15 protein-coding genes are annotated in these 13,598 nt (G+C 66.0%); 4 read left to right on the top strand and 11 right to left on the bottom strand.

Going from position 1 to position 13,598, the window contains the following annotated elements; translation table 11 throughout:
- The first annotated feature begins 111 nt into the window (after window positions 1–111).
- Complete coding sequence (locus ACLB6G_RS07430; RefSeq protein WP_410355507.1) at window positions 112–708, top strand: DUF922 domain-containing protein; 597 nt, start codon at window positions 112–114, stop codon at window positions 706–708.
- 38 nt (window positions 709–746) lie between these two features.
- Here ACLB6G_RS07430 and ACLB6G_RS07425 read toward each other — a convergent pair whose 3' ends face one another.
- The 3 genes from ACLB6G_RS07425 to ACLB6G_RS07415 form a co-directional block, all read right to left on the bottom strand.
- Entirely contained in the window at window positions 747–2,207 is a 1,461-nt protein-coding gene (locus ACLB6G_RS07425; RefSeq protein ID WP_410355905.1) for an AMP nucleosidase, read from the bottom strand.
- A 126-nt stretch (window positions 2,208–2,333) separates the two neighbouring features.
- A complete protein-coding gene (locus ACLB6G_RS07420) occupies window positions 2,334–3,029 on the bottom strand; it encodes a DUF805 domain-containing protein (protein ID WP_410355506.1) in 696 nt (231 codons plus the stop codon).
- 74 nt (window positions 3,030–3,103) lie between these two features.
- Window positions 3,104–3,256 carry a hypothetical protein gene (locus tag ACLB6G_RS07415; RefSeq protein WP_410355505.1) on the bottom strand — a complete coding sequence of 51 codons (153 nt, stop codon included), beginning with the start codon at window positions 3,254–3,256 and terminating at the stop codon, window positions 3,104–3,106.
- Between the two features lie 175 nt (window positions 3,257–3,431).
- Here ACLB6G_RS07415 and ACLB6G_RS07410 point away from each other — a divergent pair, with 175 nt between their 5' ends.
- Window positions 3,432–4,145 (top strand): glutathione S-transferase family protein, encoded by a 714-nt coding sequence (locus ACLB6G_RS07410; RefSeq protein WP_410355504.1) that lies wholly within the window; start codon window positions 3,432–3,434, stop codon window positions 4,143–4,145.
- A gap of 19 nt (window positions 4,146–4,164) precedes the next feature.
- Here the strand turns inward: ACLB6G_RS07410 and ACLB6G_RS07405 are convergent, their stop codons facing one another.
- Window positions 4,165–4,503 (bottom strand): DUF2147 domain-containing protein, encoded by a 339-nt coding sequence (locus ACLB6G_RS07405; protein ID WP_410355503.1) that lies wholly within the window; start codon window positions 4,501–4,503, stop codon window positions 4,165–4,167.
- Between the two features lie 439 nt (window positions 4,504–4,942).
- On the opposite strand from ACLB6G_RS07405, the gene ACLB6G_RS07400 reads away from it, so the two are divergent.
- On the top strand, window positions 4,943–5,209 hold the full coding sequence (locus tag ACLB6G_RS07400; protein ID WP_410355502.1) for a sel1 repeat family protein: 267 nt from the start codon (window positions 4,943–4,945) through the stop codon (window positions 5,207–5,209).
- A gap of 263 nt (window positions 5,210–5,472) precedes the next feature.
- Here the strand turns inward: ACLB6G_RS07400 and ACLB6G_RS07395 are convergent, their stop codons facing one another.
- The 6 genes from ACLB6G_RS07395 to ACLB6G_RS07370 form a co-directional block, all read right to left on the bottom strand.
- Window positions 5,473–7,413, bottom strand: a complete 1,941-nt coding sequence (locus tag ACLB6G_RS07395) for an acetyl/propionyl/methylcrotonyl-CoA carboxylase subunit alpha (protein ID WP_410355501.1) — start codon at window positions 7,411–7,413, stop codon at window positions 5,473–5,475.
- A 3-nt stretch (window positions 7,414–7,416) separates the two neighbouring features.
- Window positions 7,417–7,926, bottom strand: coding sequence for an O-acetyl-ADP-ribose deacetylase (locus ACLB6G_RS07390; RefSeq protein WP_410355500.1), 510 nt, complete (start codon window positions 7,924–7,926; stop codon window positions 7,417–7,419).
- Between the two features lie 5 nt (window positions 7,927–7,931).
- Window positions 7,932–9,539 carry a carboxyl transferase domain-containing protein gene (locus tag ACLB6G_RS07385; RefSeq protein WP_410355499.1) on the bottom strand — a complete coding sequence of 536 codons (1,608 nt, stop codon included), beginning with the start codon at window positions 9,537–9,539 and terminating at the stop codon, window positions 7,932–7,934.
- A 14-nt stretch (window positions 9,540–9,553) separates the two neighbouring features.
- Window positions 9,554–10,342, bottom strand: a complete 789-nt coding sequence (locus ACLB6G_RS07380; protein ID WP_410355498.1) for a class I SAM-dependent methyltransferase — start codon at window positions 10,340–10,342, stop codon at window positions 9,554–9,556.
- A gap of 95 nt (window positions 10,343–10,437) precedes the next feature.
- Complete coding sequence (locus ACLB6G_RS07375; protein ID WP_410355497.1) at window positions 10,438–11,601, bottom strand: isovaleryl-CoA dehydrogenase; 1,164 nt, start codon at window positions 11,599–11,601, stop codon at window positions 10,438–10,440.
- Window positions 11,567–12,205, bottom strand: a complete 639-nt coding sequence (locus ACLB6G_RS07370; protein ID WP_410355496.1) for a TetR/AcrR family transcriptional regulator — start codon at window positions 12,203–12,205, stop codon at window positions 11,567–11,569. Before ACLB6G_RS07370 ends, ACLB6G_RS07375 begins: the two co-directional genes overlap by 35 nt.
- A 151-nt stretch (window positions 12,206–12,356) precedes the next feature.
- On the opposite strand from ACLB6G_RS07370, the gene ACLB6G_RS07365 reads away from it, so the two are divergent.
- A complete protein-coding gene (locus ACLB6G_RS07365) occupies window positions 12,357–13,283 on the top strand; it encodes a 1-phosphofructokinase family hexose kinase (protein ID WP_410355495.1) in 927 nt (308 codons plus the stop codon).
- Between the two features lie 10 nt (window positions 13,284–13,293).
- On the opposite strand, the gene ACLB6G_RS07360 is transcribed toward ACLB6G_RS07365, so the two are convergent.
- A complete protein-coding gene (locus ACLB6G_RS07360; protein WP_410355494.1) occupies window positions 13,294–13,584 on the bottom strand; it encodes a hypothetical protein in 291 nt (96 codons plus the stop codon).
- Window positions 13,585–13,598 lie beyond the last annotated feature (14 nt).

Below are 13,598 nucleotides of genomic sequence, written 5' to 3'. Positions count from 1 at the left end.
GCCGCTTGATGCGGATTTTACCGAATGCGCCGGAAACCGGGCATCCTGTTGCGAGGCGGGGACGCTTGTGTTTTCATTCAGGCGTCGGAAAGGGACGTCGGGAGATTGCGCATGAGATTGCCCTGGTTGACTGGCCTCGCGGTCCTCGCCCTTGCCATGGGCGCTCCGGTATCGGCAGAAGCCAAGGCGCGCATCACCACCAAGACGAAGTATTATACCGTCCAGGGCGACACCGGCATGGCGCTGTTCAAGTCGATGAACCGGAACGGCCCGCGCCATGCCTTCATGAAGAAGGCCATGGCCCAGACGCAGTACAAGACCAGTCCGCGCGGCAGCATGACATGGAAGGACGGTGTCTGCCGCGTCGAGGATGGCGGCTACGATGCCGAGATCACCTATGTCTATCCGAAACCGCACAAGCGCCTGACCGGGGACATGGCGCGCCGCTGGAAGGCCTTCATGGTGCACACCATCGCCCATGAGAAGATGCATGGCCGAATTGCTGCGGAAATGGCCCATGCGCTGGACCGCCACATCCGCACCTTCGCCATGAAGGACACCAAGGGCTGCCGCAAGGCGCTTGCCCGGCTGCGCCGCGACGTCCAGGCCATCTACAAGCGTTACGACGACAAGCAGAATGCCTATGACGAGCGCGAGCACCGTGACGGCGGCGCGGTGGAAAAGAGCGTGCTTCGGCTGGTGAAGTAGGCCAAGGCCGTCAGCGCCCGTCGCGCCGTCTGCCAGCCCTACTGGAACGCGGTCTCGGTAAAGCTCCTGAGCTTTCTGGAATGCAGCCTTTCGCGCGGCATGGCCGCCAGCTTCTCCATGGTGCGGATGCCGATGTCCAGATGCTGCGCCACCTGCCGCTTGTAGAACTCCGTCGCCATGCCGGGCAGCTTCAGTTCGCCATGCAGCGGCTTGTCGGACACGCACAGCAGCGTGCCGTAGGGCACGCGGAACCGGAAGCCGTTGGCGGCGATGGTGGCCGATTCCATGTCCAGCGCGATGGCCCGGCTGACCGAGAGCCGCTGCACCGGGCCACGCTGCTCGCGCAGTTCCCAGTTGCGGTTGTCGATGGTCGCCACCGTGCCCGTGCGCATGATCTTCTTCAACTCGTAGCCCGACAGGCCGGTCACTTCCGCCACCGCCTCCTGCAGCGCCACCTGCACCTCGGCCAGCGCCGGGATGGGCACCCAGACCGGCAGGTCGTCGTCCAGCACGTGGTCCTCGCGCACATAGGCATGGGCGAGCACATAGTCGCCCAGCGCCTGGCTGTTGCGCAGGCCGGCGCAATGCCCGAGCATCAGCCAGGCATGGGGCCGCAGCACGGCGATATGGTCGGTGATGGTCTTGGCGTTGGACGGGCCGACGCCGATATTGACCATGGTGATGCCGCCATGGTCGCCCTTCTTCAGGTGATAGGCCGGCATTTGCGGCAGCCGCGCCAGCGCCGCGCCGGAGGAGGGCTCGCGTTCGCCAGCCAGCGTCACCGCATTGCCCGGCTCCACGAAGGCATCGTAGCCGCCGCCGCCCTGTGCCATGAGCTGGCGCGCGAACATGGCGAATTCGTCGATATAGAACTGGTAGTTGGTGAACAGCACGAAATTCTGGAAATGCCCCGGGCTGGTGGCCGTGTAATGGGCCAGCCGGTGCAGCGAGTAGTCGATGCGCTGCGCGGTGAACGGCGCCAGCGGCAGCGGCTCGCCCTCGCCGGCTTCATAGGTGCCGTTGACGATGTGGTCGTCGGTGGCGTTGAGGTCGGGAACGTCGAACAGGTCGCGCAGCGGCCGCGACACGCGCTCGGCAACGTTGGCTTCCACGTGGGAGCCTTCCGAAAAACAGAAGTGCAGCGGGATCGGCGTGTTGGATTCGCCCACGCTCACCGGCACGCCATGATTCTTCATGATCAGGCCGAGCTGGTCTTCAAGGTAGCCCAGGAACAGGTCCGGCCGCGTGATCGTGGTGGCATATTCGCCCGGCATCGCCATGTGGCCATAGGCCAGGCGCGAATCCACCTGCGCGTAGGAGGAGGTCGTGACGCGGATGTCGGGATAGAAGGCGCGCCAGCGCCGGTCGCTGCGCCCGGTCGTCGCGACCGTCTCGAAGGCGTCGCGCAGGAAGGTCGTGTTGCGCTCGTAAATTTCAGCCAGCGCCCTGACAGCGGCGGCGGGGTCGGTATGGTCGCGCCGCTGGATGCGTTCCGGCATGGCGACATCGGCAATGGGGGAGGGGTAGATTCGCTTTTCCATGACCCAGTCTAGTCAATCAAGTTGACAAGAAAAGGGGGACGGGAGCGGAAATCCGCGCCCGCCGCCGTGCTTTTTACAGGCGCGTCAGCGCGGTTCCGGACCGAACCGGTTGGGACCTTCGGTGCCGCGCTGGACGAAGAAGATCAGCAGCACGATGAAGCCGATCAGCGGGATGAAGACCAGGAGATACCACCAGCCGACCCTGTCGGTGTCGTGCAGGCGGCGCACACCCACCGCGATGGAGGGAATGAGCACGGCAAGGCTGAAGACGGCGCCGAGCAGGCCCGCTTCCGATCCTGCGCCAAAGAGCGCCATGTCGAGGAAACTTGCCACCATGGATCCCGCCAAGGTGAACAGCGCGAACCACCAGAATTCGGGGCGACGCGCCCGGCCCTCGAATGTGGCATACTTGGAGAAACAGGTCTTCACCGCGCCCATGAATGTGTCGGGGTCGGGTGCGTCCGGATCGCCCGCCATGCCCTCCTGCTGCGTTTCCTGCCAAGGGCCGCGCGCGGTTTGCGGCCCGCTGGCGGATGCATCCGCGCTTGTGGCTGGAGGTGGCGGTGCGCTGACCGGCGGCGGCGCCTCGCCGCCCCAATGGGCCGGCCGCACGCCGGAGGGAAGGGTTTCGGTGGCCTTCTGCCAGTTCTCCATGCCGGCCGTCCAGACCAGCGTCTCTGGCCGCACCAGGCCGCTCTCGGCCATGGCCCGCATCTGGTCCTCGCCCACCGGTCCGCGCCGTTCCTGTCCCTCGGCGTAATACCACTGCCGTTCATCCATGCCGGCTCACCCTCTCTTGCTTCGCCCCTTGCGCTACTGTGGCAGAAGTGCCGGCCGGGCCGCAAGTGGTGGTGTCAGCGGCACAATCCCCCGTCCACGTTCAGGCACGGCATCACGGCCGCATCCCAGGAACGGGCAGGGCGGGCGGTCTCGGCGACAAGGATGGACAGGCTGCTGCCGAGGGCGGCGGCAAGCAGGCAGACGATGGTGAAGCGGCGGGCAAGCATGAAACGGTGTCCCCTGACCTGATAGAATGCCGCATCCTGCCTGCACGGCGCTGAACCGGCCCTGATGGCGTCGTTCATCCACGGTTCAAGATGGTTGACGCCTGGCTTGCGCATTGCGCGCTTGAGGCGGGCCTGCGGCTGTGCTTGTCTCGGCCGCTATCCGGAGGACAAGAGCATGACCGCCATCCAGACCGCGCCGATCACGCTGCATTACTGGCCGACGCCCAATGGCTGGAAGATCACCATCATGCTGGAGGAACTCGGCATTCCCTATGAACTGCATTTCGTCGACATCCTGAAGGGCGAGCAGTTCGAGCCGGACTTCCTCGCCATTTCCCCCAACAACCGCATGCCGGCCATTGTCGATCCGGAAGGCCCCGGCGGCGCGCCGGTCTCTGTGTTCGAGAGCGGCGCCATCCTGCAATATCTCGGCCGCAAGTTCGGGCGGTTCTATCCGTCGCAGGAACGCGCGCGAATCGAGGTCGAGCAATGGCTGTTCTGGCAGGTCGGAGGCCTCGGGCCGATGTGCGGCCAGGCGCACCATTTCCGGGGCTACGCGCCCGAACAAGTGCCCTATGCCATCGAGCGCTACACCAACGAGGTCAACCGGCTTTACGGCGTGATGAACCGGCGCCTCGCCGACCGCGATTTCCTCGCCGGCGACTATTCCATCGCCGACATGGCCTGCATCGGCTGGGTGAAGCCCTACAAGCGGCAGGGACAGGACCTGAACGACTTCCCGAATGTCAAACGCTGGTTCGAGTCCATGATGGCGCGCCCGGCGGTCGAGCGCGGCATCAGGGCAGGCGAGGAGAAGCGGCTTTCCATCAACGAAATGACGAAGGACCGCGACGCCTGGAAGCTGCTCTTCACGCAAAAGGCGCGCTGAGCGCGCCGGGACCTCGCGCTCAGCGCTTCGTCCAGGTCTGCGTCTTGCAGAAGATCTTGAGCGCGCAGCCCTTCAGCTTCATCGAAGCGCCGGCGACCGTGGCCGAGCCGGAATAGGTCTTGTCATCGGCCGGATCGGTGATCGTGCCGGAATAGTCCCCGCCTGAACCGGACATCTTGCCGATGCGTTTGCCGCTGTGTTTTCCGCTCTTCAGCGTGATGCAATAGGCGCCGCCGCAGGGTGCGATTGCAGCGGTCTCGCCGCTTTGGGTGCGCCAGTTGCCCTCGATGGGATCGGCCATGGCCGTCACGGCCGTCATCGCCAGCATCGCGGCGGCAAGTGTAAGCATGCGCGTCATGTCATTCCTCCCGTGTCAGCCTCGTCGGGCACGTGTGCAAATTACAGCCAAGCCCGGTCCACAGGCAATCGGCCGGCGCGTGACGCTGCGTGAGGCGCGGGACGGGCGGTCTTGCGGTCTCCGCAGGACGGGAAAAACGGGTGCCGGCACCATCAGGCCGACTGTCTTGACCGCGATGTGCCTTGTTGCCGTGGTCAACGAATCCTTGATTTCCCGGAACGGCATTTTAGACGGATTTTGATCGAAAGCCCGCTTTGCCGCGGGTTCCGATGCTTAACGGAAACTGAGGTTTACGCCTTGTTTTCATTTTGTTTGTTTCAAATTAAGCACAAGTTTTTACGGCGGATTCAAGGCTCTGCGGCATCCTGAAAACCATGAAGCGCGGCCCTGGAATGAGGTAAGGCAACGGGTCGCGAACAGGGACACAGGGGATTGGAAAATGGCACGTTTTGACATGCACGAAGCCGGCGCCGGCGCCATGGATGCAACGACCCAGGCCGACATCCTTTTCGAGATGGGAATGATGTACGCCACCGGCCGCGACTGCGAGATGGACCTGGTTGCCGCCCACAAGTGGTTCAACATCGCCGCGATCAAGGGTTCGGCCCGCGCCGCCGCGCTGCGCTCCGAAATGGCCGGCCAGATGTCGAAGGCCGAACTCGCCCGCGCCCTGCGCGAGGCCCGCGAATGGATGACGATGCACTGATCGCCGGGCAGACAAGTTTCCAAGCCCCGCACCGCAAGAACGGGGTGGAACCGCCAGAAGGCGGAAACGGCCGGCCGGCAATACAAGAAGAAGAGGGCCTTCGCCATGCGAAGGACCCGGCCACGGACCGGCACTGCGAACGCGTATTTTCGGCGTGGGGACGCTCGGGGGACGCGCTTGGCAGGTGAAAGTGAGCCGCGACCGGCAGGGGACAGCCGGCGCGGCTCTTTTCTTTCCGGGCACCCAGTCGAGGCGCTCCGGCGTCAGTCCTGTTCCTCGAACCGCACAAGCACGGTGCCGTCCGTCACTTGCGCGCCCTGGGCCGCCACCTCCGCGATCACGCCGTCATGGGGCGCTGCGATGGTGTGCTCCATCTTCATGGCTTCCAGCACCAGCAGGGGCTGGCCCTTCGTCACAGTCGCGCCTGCCTCCACGTTCACCAGCTTGACCAGTCCGGGCATGGGCGCTGTCAGCCTGTCGGCACCGCCGCCGTCGCCGGCATCGGCGAACGGATCGCGCAGCGAGAAATCGATGGCATGACCGCCAGCGAACACCGTGACATGGCCGGGCCAGTGCACTGCCGACCGCGTGCCGAGCGGCAGCGTGACCGGCGGATGATCGCCCACAGAAACCCTGGCCGAGCGGCCGTCCGCCGGCGTCACCCGCGCCGGGATCGTCTCCTCGCCCCGCTTCAGTTCGACCGTGATGGACAGCGGATGGAAATGGCTGAATCCGGCCAGCGCGTCCCACGGATCACTGCCGGCCGCCGGCTTGAGCCCGGAAGCGGCAAGCGCGGCTTCCGCCACCATGGGCGCCGATGCGTCCGGTTGCGCTACGAGGCTCGCCTGGTCGCGCTCGATCAGCCCGGTGTCCACGTCCCCGGCGGCAAAGCCGGAATGGCGGGCAAGGGCGGCCAGGAAGCCGGTATTGGCGATCGAGCCGGCCACCTGGGTGGCCTCCAGCGCCTCTGCGAGCCCGTTGAGCGCGGCCGCCCGGTCGCTGCCTTGCACGATCAGCTTGGCGATCATCGGATCGTAGAACGGGCTGATGGAATCGCCCTGTTCAACACCGCTGTCGATGCGCACCAGCCCGCCCTTGACCGTAGCCGGGAAGGCGAGGTGATGCAGCGTGCCGATGGCCGGCAGGAAGCCGCGCGCCGGGTCCTCGGCATAGACGCGCGCCTCGAAGGCATGGCCGCAGAGCGCGATCTCGTCCTGGCGGCGGGGCAGCGGTTCGCCGGCGGCCACCCGCAATTGCCACTCGACGAGGTCCACGCCGGTGATGCATTCGGTCACCGGATGCTCCACCTGCAGGCGTGTGTTCATTTCCATGAACCAGAAGCCGTCGGGACGCAGCCCTTCCGAGCCGTCGACGATGAACTCGATCGTCCCCGCGCCGCGATAGTCGATGGCCTTGGCCGCCTTCACGGCGGCCTCTGTCATCGCCGCGCGCATCTCTTCGGTCATGCCGGGGGCAGGGGCTTCCTCGATCACCTTCTGGTGGCGGCGTTGCAGGGAGCAGTCGCGCTCGAACAGGTGGACGACATTGCCGTGGCTGTCGCCGAAGACCTGCACCTCGATATGGCGCGGCTTCTCGATGTATTTCTCCACCAGGACCCGGTCGTCGCCGAAGGCGGCCTTGGACTCGCGCCGCGCCGCCGACAGCGCGTCCTTGAAGTCCTCCGGCCGGTCCACCTTGCGCATGCCCTTGCCGCCGCCGCCGGCCGCCGCCTTGATGAGCACGGGATAGCCGATCTCGCTCGCCTTGGTTGCCAGCACCACCAGTTCCTGCGCATCACCGTGATAGCCCGGCACGACCGGCACGCCGGCCTTTTCCATCAGCCGCTTGGCGGCGTCCTTCAGGCCCATGGCGCGGATGGATGCCGCCGAGGGGCCGATGAAGACGAGGCCTGCCGCTTCCACCTTCTCCACGAAGCCGGGATTCTCGGACAGGAAGCCGTAGCCCGGATGGATGGCCTGCGCGCCCGTCGCCTGTGCCGCCGCGATGATGCGCTCGGCGACCAGATAGCTTTCCGCCGCTGCCGCCGGGCCGATAGGCACCGCTTCGTCGGCCATGCGCACATGCAGGGCACTGCTGTCGGCGTCGGAATGGACCGCGACGGTGGCGATGCCCATGCGCCGCGCGGTCCTGATGATGCGGCAGGCGATCTCGCCGCGATTGGCGATGAGGATCTTGGTGAACATGGATTATTTCTCCTCCATGGCAGCGCGATGCAGCGCTGCCGAATCATCATCGAAACAGCAGAAGGTGATGTGTTCGGGCAAGGCGTTCCGGGTCAGCCAGCCCTTTGCCTCGCGCATGGCGATGCGCGCCGCCTCGGCCTTCGGATAGCCATAGACACCGGTGGAAATGGCCGGGAAGGCGATCGTTCTCAGCCCATGGTCGCGGGCAAGGGCGAGGCTGTTGCGATAGCAGGCCGCCAGCAGGCCGGCTTCGCCATGGTCGCCGCCATGCCAGACCGGGCCGACCGTGTGGATCACGTGGCGCGCCGGCAGCCGGTAGCCGCCCGTGATCTTCGCTTCGCCGGTTTCGCACCCGTTCAGGCCGCGGCATTCCTCAAGCAGCGCCGGTCCCGCCGCCCGGTGAATGGCCCCGTCCACACCGCCACCGCCCAGCAGCGAGCGGTTCGCCGCGTTGACGATGGCATCGACATCGAGTGTCGTGATGTCGGCGGTGATGACGGAAATGCGCTCCATCCGGCTCACATCCTGAACACGCCGAACTTCGTTTCCTCCACCGGCGCGTTGAGCGCGGCGGAAAGCGAAAGGCCGATAACGTCGCGCGTCTTGGCCGGGTCGATGATGCCGTCGTCCCACAGCCGTGCCGACGAATAGAGCGGATGGCCCTCGCGCTCATATTTCTCAAGGATCGGCGCTCGGAATTCCGCCTCCTCTTGCGCGCTCCAGGTGCCGCCCTTGCGCTCGATGCCCTCGCGCTTGACGAGCGCCAGCACGGTGGCCGCCTGTTCCCCGCCCATCACCGAGATGCGCGCGTTCGGCCACATCCACAGGAAGCGGGGCGAATAGGCCCGCCCGCACATGCCGTAATTGCCCGCGCCGAACGAGCCGCCGATGATGACGGTCACCTTCGGCACTTTCGCGGTGGCCACCGCCGTCACCAGCTTGGCGCCGTCCTTGGCGATGCCGCCGGCCTCGTATTTGCGGCCCACCATGAAGCCGGTGATGTTCTGCAGGAACACCAGCGGGATCCGGCGCTGGCAGCACAACTCGATGAAATGGGCACCCTTCTGCGCGCTTTCGGAAAACAGCACGCCATTGTTGGCGATGATGCCGACGGGGATGCCGTGAACATGGGCGAAGCCGGTGACGAGCGTCGTGCCGTAATTGGCCTTGAACTCGTCGAACTCGGAACCGTCCACGGTCCGCGCGATCACCTCGCGCACGTCGAACGGCTTCGACAGGCTCTGCGGCACGATGCCGTAAAGCTCGCCTGGCGCGTGAAGCGGCGGAATCGGATCGCGAAGGACCAGGTTCATCTGCTTGCGCCGGTTGAGGTTTTTCACGATGCGCCGCACCATGGCCAGCGCATGGTAATCGTCCTGCGCGTAGTGGTCGGCGACGCCGGATTCGCGCGTGTGCAGGTCCGCCCCGCCCAGGTCCTCCGCCGACACGTCCTCGCCCGTCGCCGCCTTCACCAGCGGCGGGCCGCCCAGGAAGATGGTGGCCTGGCGGCGCACCATGATCGTCTCGTCGCTCATGGCCGGCACATAGGCCCCGCCCGCCGTGCAGGACCCCATCACGCAGGCGATCTGCGGAATGCCCCTGGCGCTCATGTTGGCCTGGTTGAAGAAGATCCGCCCGAAATGGTCGCGGTCCGGGAACACCTCGTCCTGGTTGGGCAGGTTGGCGCCGCCCGAATCGACCAGGTAGATGCAGGGCAGGTTGTTCTGCTCGGCGATTTCCTGGGCGCGCAGGTGCTTCTTGACCGTCAGCGGGTAATAGGTGCCGCCCTTCACCGTGGCGTCGTTGACCACGATCATGCACTCGGTGCCCTCCACGCGGCCGACGCCGCAGATGAGGCCGGCCGACGCGATGTCGCCGCCATACATGCCCCATGCGGCGAACTGGCCGACTTCGAGGAAGGGTGAACCCGGATCGATCAGCGCCGCCAGCCGCTCGCGCGGCAACAGCTTGCCGCGCTCCACGTGGCGGTCGCGCGCGTGGTCGGGCCCGCCGCGTTCGATGGTGGCGGCCTTGGCGGCAAGGTCGTCGACAAGCCCGCGCATGGCTTGCGCATTGGCCTTGAAATCGTCGGTGGCGGTTGCAACGGCAGAGGTAAGGGCGGGCATGTGGCTTTCCCTGTTCAGCTTTTCCTGCGGGCGATCCAGACCGTCTGGCCGACGGCCGGCAACGGTCCTTCCGCGATGTCGAAATGGGGTGTCAGCAGGCCGCGGACATAGGCATGGGGATGATAGGCGACGAAGGTGCGGCCGCCTTCCTTGACCCGGTCGCGCACGACCAGTTCGCCGGCATCGAAACGGGCCCGTTCCTCCGGCAGCAGACCGCCTGCCTGGTCGGGGCCGTGAAAGGAGGCCAGCAAGATGCCGCCGGGCTTCAGCACGCGCGCCAGTTCGCCGGCCCACGCCCGGTGTGCGGACTCCGACAGGTGCGTGAAGACAGAGATGCAATAGAGTCCGTCGAAGGCCGCGTCCGCGGCCGGCAGCGGCGGCATCAGGCCGTTGAGCGCGAAGGTGGCGCCCGGAACATGGGCCCGGCACCAGTCGATGGCGGCGGGATTGTAGTCGAAGCCGGTCATGCGGAAATGGCCCGGCATGGCCCGGACCAGCCGCCCCAGGCCGCAGCCCCATTCCGCCACGTCCAGGCCGGACAGGCCCGAATGGCGTTCGATCAGCGCCGCGATCTGGCCGGCATGGTTGGCCCCGCTCTCGGCATAGTGCCGGTAGGAGGTGTGGGCATACATGTCGTGCATCCACCACAAGGGCGGGGCAGCAAAGCCGGGATTGGCGCCGAGCCACGCCGCGTTGTCGCGGCGCGTGGCGAGCGCCGAGCGGGCGAAACGGAACGCCTCGGCCAGGGGCAGGAGGCCTGCCTTGCGCGCCGCCGAAACAAGTCTCTGCTTTCCCTGGCCCAAGGTTGCGGCTCCGTGTGAGGCGATTCGGCGAGGTTCCCACAAGGCCGGTGCCGCGTCGAGCCTTGCCGTTGTCTGCGATGCGCCAGACAAGCCCGTCACACCCCCTCCGCCATCATTTCGCGGCCGATCAGCATGCGGCGGATTTCCGACGTTCCCGCGCCGATCTCGTAGAGCTTGGCGTCGCGCAGCAGCCGCCCGGTCGGATATTCGTTGGTATAGCCGTTGCCGCCGAGAAGCTGGATGGCGTCCAGCGCGCATTGCGTGGCCTTTTCCGCCGCGAAGAGAACGCAGCCCGCCGCGTCCTTGCGTGTCGTCTCGCCCCGGTCGCAGGCAGCGGCCACCGCATAGACATAGGCGCGCGCCGCGTTCATCGTGGAATACATGTCGGCCAGCTTGCCCTGGACAAGCTGGAAATTGCCGATCGGCTCGCCGAACTGCTTGCGTTCGTGCACATAGGGGACCACGACGTCGAGGCAGGCCGCCATCAGGCCGATGGGCCCGCCCGACAGCACCACGCGCTCGTAGTCCAGCCCGCTCATCAGCACGGCCACGCCCTTGCCTTCCTCGCCGAGCACGTTCTCGAAGGGCACTTCCACGTCCTCGAACACCAGTTCGCCGGTATTGGAGCCGCGCATGCCCAGCTTGTCGAGCTTCTGGGCCACCTTGAAGCCCTTCATCTCCTTCTCGACCAGGAAAGCGGTGATGCCCTTCGAATGGGCGGCCATGTCGGTCTTGGCATAGACGACCAGCGTGTCGGCATCCGGCCCGTTGGTGATCCACATCTTGGAGCCGTTGAGCACGTAGCGGTCGTTCTTCTTGTCGGCGCGCAGCTTCATGCCGACGACATCGGAGCCCGCGCCCGGCTCGCTCATCGCCAGCGCGCCCACATGCTCGCCCGAGCACAGCTTTGGCAGGTATTTCTCCTTCTGCTCCACCGTGCCCCAGCGGTTGATCTGGTTGACGCAGAGATTGGAATGGGCGCCGTAGGAGAGGCCGACCGAGGCCGAGGCCCGGCTGATCTCCTCGATGGCCACCGTATGCGCCAGGTAGGTCAGGCCCGAACCGCCATAATCAGGGTCGGCCGTCACGCCGAGCAGGCCGAGCGCGCCGAACTCCTTCCACAGATGGGCCGGGAAGTTGTCCTCCCGGTCGATCTGCGCGGCCAGCGGCGCGATCTTGTCCTGCGCGAAACGGTGAACCATCTCGCGCAGTGCCTCGATCTCCTCACCAAGTCCGAATTTCATGGAATGATGATACATGGCGGTGCTCCTCCGAAGCGCCGACGAGGCGCAGGGTCATGGTCTGGTAGGTGTTGGTCACGTCGTCGATGGAAAGCCGGTCGTCGGGCCGGAACCACACGATGACGCCGGTAATCATCTGGATGATCGCCATCGAGGTCAGCGTCACGTCCTCGACGGCGAAGACCCCGGCCTCCTGGCCCTCGCGCAGGATCGTGCGCAGTTCCTTTTCATAGGCCGAGCGCATCTTCAGGATCTCGCTCAGGTGATCGTGCGAGAGGCTGCGCAATTCCATGTTGGAGACATGGGTCGCGTGCCGGCGCTCCACATGGAAGCGCACATGGTTGGCGATGAAGGCCAGCAGCCGGGCGCGCGGACCGCCATTGGCGGGCAGGGCGGCTTTCAGCGAAGCGGCCAGCCCCTCCATGTGGTCGCGCATCAGCTTGAAGAGCAGGTCTTCCTTGGCCGGGAAATAGCGGTAGAGCGCGGCCGCCTGCACGCCGACTTCCGCGGCAAGCTGGCGCATCGTCACGGCCTCGAATCCGTGCCGCGCGATCAGCGGCGCGGCCGCCTCGCGGATCGCCGCTTCCGTCCTCTCCCCGTCCGATCCGGCCGTGCGCGCCATGGTTCCTCCTGTCGACGGCATTAATAAAACGAACGTTCAATTATTTCAAGGCGTCTTCGCGGCTTGCCGCAATTTGCATGTGCGGTCATTGCGCCGTCACGGGGGAAGGGTTCACAATGGCGCTCCGACAAACCGCTGGCCGCGACACCCCATGAAGCCCGTTCTCGCCATCGCCCTCAATCCGACCATCGACGTGGCCTCGCAGGCCAGGCGGGTCCAGCCCACCTTCAAGATACGCACGCGCAACCAGCAGGTCTATCCCGGCGGCGGCGGAACCAATGTTGCCCGCGTGATCGCCGAACTGGGCGGTAGCGCGGAACTGGCTTACCTGTCGGGCGGCGCCACCGGCCCGGTCTTCGAAGGCCTGCTGGCGGGAACCGGAATCACGCTGCACGGCTTTCCGATGCAGGGCGCGGTGCGCATCTCGGTGACGATCTTCGAGGAGGAGACCGGCTTCGAATACCGCGCCGTGCCGGAGGGCCCGGAGGTGACCGGGGCCGAACTGGAACCGGTCTTCGATCTCGTGCGGAGCGTCAGGCAAGGCTACATCGTCGCCTCCGGCAGCCTGCCCCGCGGCTGTCCGTCCGATGCCTATGCCCGCATGGCCATGATTGCGGAGGCCAACGGCGTGCCCTTCGTGCTCGATACATCCGGCGATGCGCTGACGCAGACCCTTGAAAAAGCGAAGGTTTTCCTGCTGAAGCCAAGCATTGGCGAATTGTCTGCCCATGCCGGGCGCAAACTCGACGAGGATGGCGCTGTCGAGGTTGCCTCGGCCATTGTCGAATCGGGCGCGGCGGAGAACATCGCCGTGACCATGGGCCGCGACGGCGCCTTCCTGGCAAGCCGCGACGGCGTGATCCGCCGCCCGCCGGTGCACGTGAAGACCCAATCGGCCGTTGGCGCCGGGGACAGTTTCCTGGCCGCCATGGTGTTCAGGCTGGCTTCGGGCGCGGCCATGCAGGAAGCCTTCGAATACGGTCTCGCCGCCGGCGCGGCAGCCGCCATGACGCCGGGCACGGTGCTGTGCCGGAGGGCCGATGTGGAAGCCCTCTATGCCGGGATGCTTGGGCGCTGAACCGCTGCGTTCAGTCTGTTTTCTGCTGGTCGGCGAAATGCCGGTCGATATAGGCAAGCCAATGGCTGACATCGGCTTCCAGCGCGTGCAGGTCGCGCTCCAGTTCCTCGCGGACACCGCCCAGGACGCTGGTGCCGTCCTCCGGCAGTTTTTCCTGCAGGGCGCGTGCCCTGGCTTCCATGTCGGTCATCGAATAGGTGAGTTCGCCGTCCTTCACCAGTTGTTCCGCCGAGCGGGCCAACCGCTGGCGCAGCGCCTCGATCCGCTCGCCCAATTCCCTGATGCTTTGTTGCCCGGACATGATCGTCTCCTCTG

It is taken from the genome of Zhengella sedimenti (assembly GCF_046506625.1).
In the GTDB taxonomy this organism is placed as follows: Bacteria; Pseudomonadota; Alphaproteobacteria; order Rhizobiales; family Rhizobiaceae; genus Zhengella; species Zhengella sedimenti.
Note: the sequence above shows the minus strand (reverse complement) of the source record. Positions and strands in the feature narration are given on the sequence as shown.

Bases quoted from the DNA above. Each gene is read 5' to 3' on its own strand.
- ACLB6G_RS07430 (WP_410355507.1), top strand. From the start codon at position 112: ATGAGATTGCCCTGGTTGACTGGCCTCGCGGTCCTCGCCCTTGCCATG.
- ACLB6G_RS07425 (WP_410355905.1), bottom strand. From the start codon at position 2,207: ATGCCGGAACGCATCCAGCGGCGCGACCATACCGACCCCGCCGCCGCT.
- ACLB6G_RS07420 (WP_410355506.1), bottom strand. From the start codon at position 3,029: ATGGATGAACGGCAGTGGTATTACGCCGAGGGACAGGAACGGCGCGGA.
- ACLB6G_RS07415 (WP_410355505.1), bottom strand. From the start codon at position 3,256: ATGCTTGCCCGCCGCTTCACCATCGTCTGCCTGCTTGCCGCCGCCCTC.
- ACLB6G_RS07410 (WP_410355504.1), top strand. From the start codon at position 3,432: ATGACCGCCATCCAGACCGCGCCGATCACGCTGCATTACTGGCCGACG.
- ACLB6G_RS07405 (WP_410355503.1), bottom strand. From the start codon at position 4,503: ATGACGCGCATGCTTACACTTGCCGCCGCGATGCTGGCGATGACGGCC.
- ACLB6G_RS07400 (WP_410355502.1), top strand. From the start codon at position 4,943: ATGGCACGTTTTGACATGCACGAAGCCGGCGCCGGCGCCATGGATGCA.
- ACLB6G_RS07395 (WP_410355501.1), bottom strand. From the start codon at position 7,413: ATGTTCACCAAGATCCTCATCGCCAATCGCGGCGAGATCGCCTGCCGC.
- ACLB6G_RS07390 (WP_410355500.1), bottom strand. From the start codon at position 7,926: ATGGAGCGCATTTCCGTCATCACCGCCGACATCACGACACTCGATGTC.
- ACLB6G_RS07385 (WP_410355499.1), bottom strand. From the start codon at position 9,539: ATGCCCGCCCTTACCTCTGCCGTTGCAACCGCCACCGACGATTTCAAG.
- ACLB6G_RS07375 (WP_410355497.1), bottom strand. From the start codon at position 11,601: ATGTATCATCATTCCATGAAATTCGGACTTGGTGAGGAGATCGAGGCA.
- ACLB6G_RS07370 (WP_410355496.1), bottom strand. From the start codon at position 12,205: ATGGCGCGCACGGCCGGATCGGACGGGGAGAGGACGGAAGCGGCGATC.
- ACLB6G_RS07365 (WP_410355495.1), top strand. From the start codon at position 12,357: ATGAAGCCCGTTCTCGCCATCGCCCTCAATCCGACCATCGACGTGGCC.
- ACLB6G_RS07360 (WP_410355494.1), bottom strand. From the start codon at position 13,584: ATGTCCGGGCAACAAAGCATCAGGGAATTGGGCGAGCGGATCGAGGCG.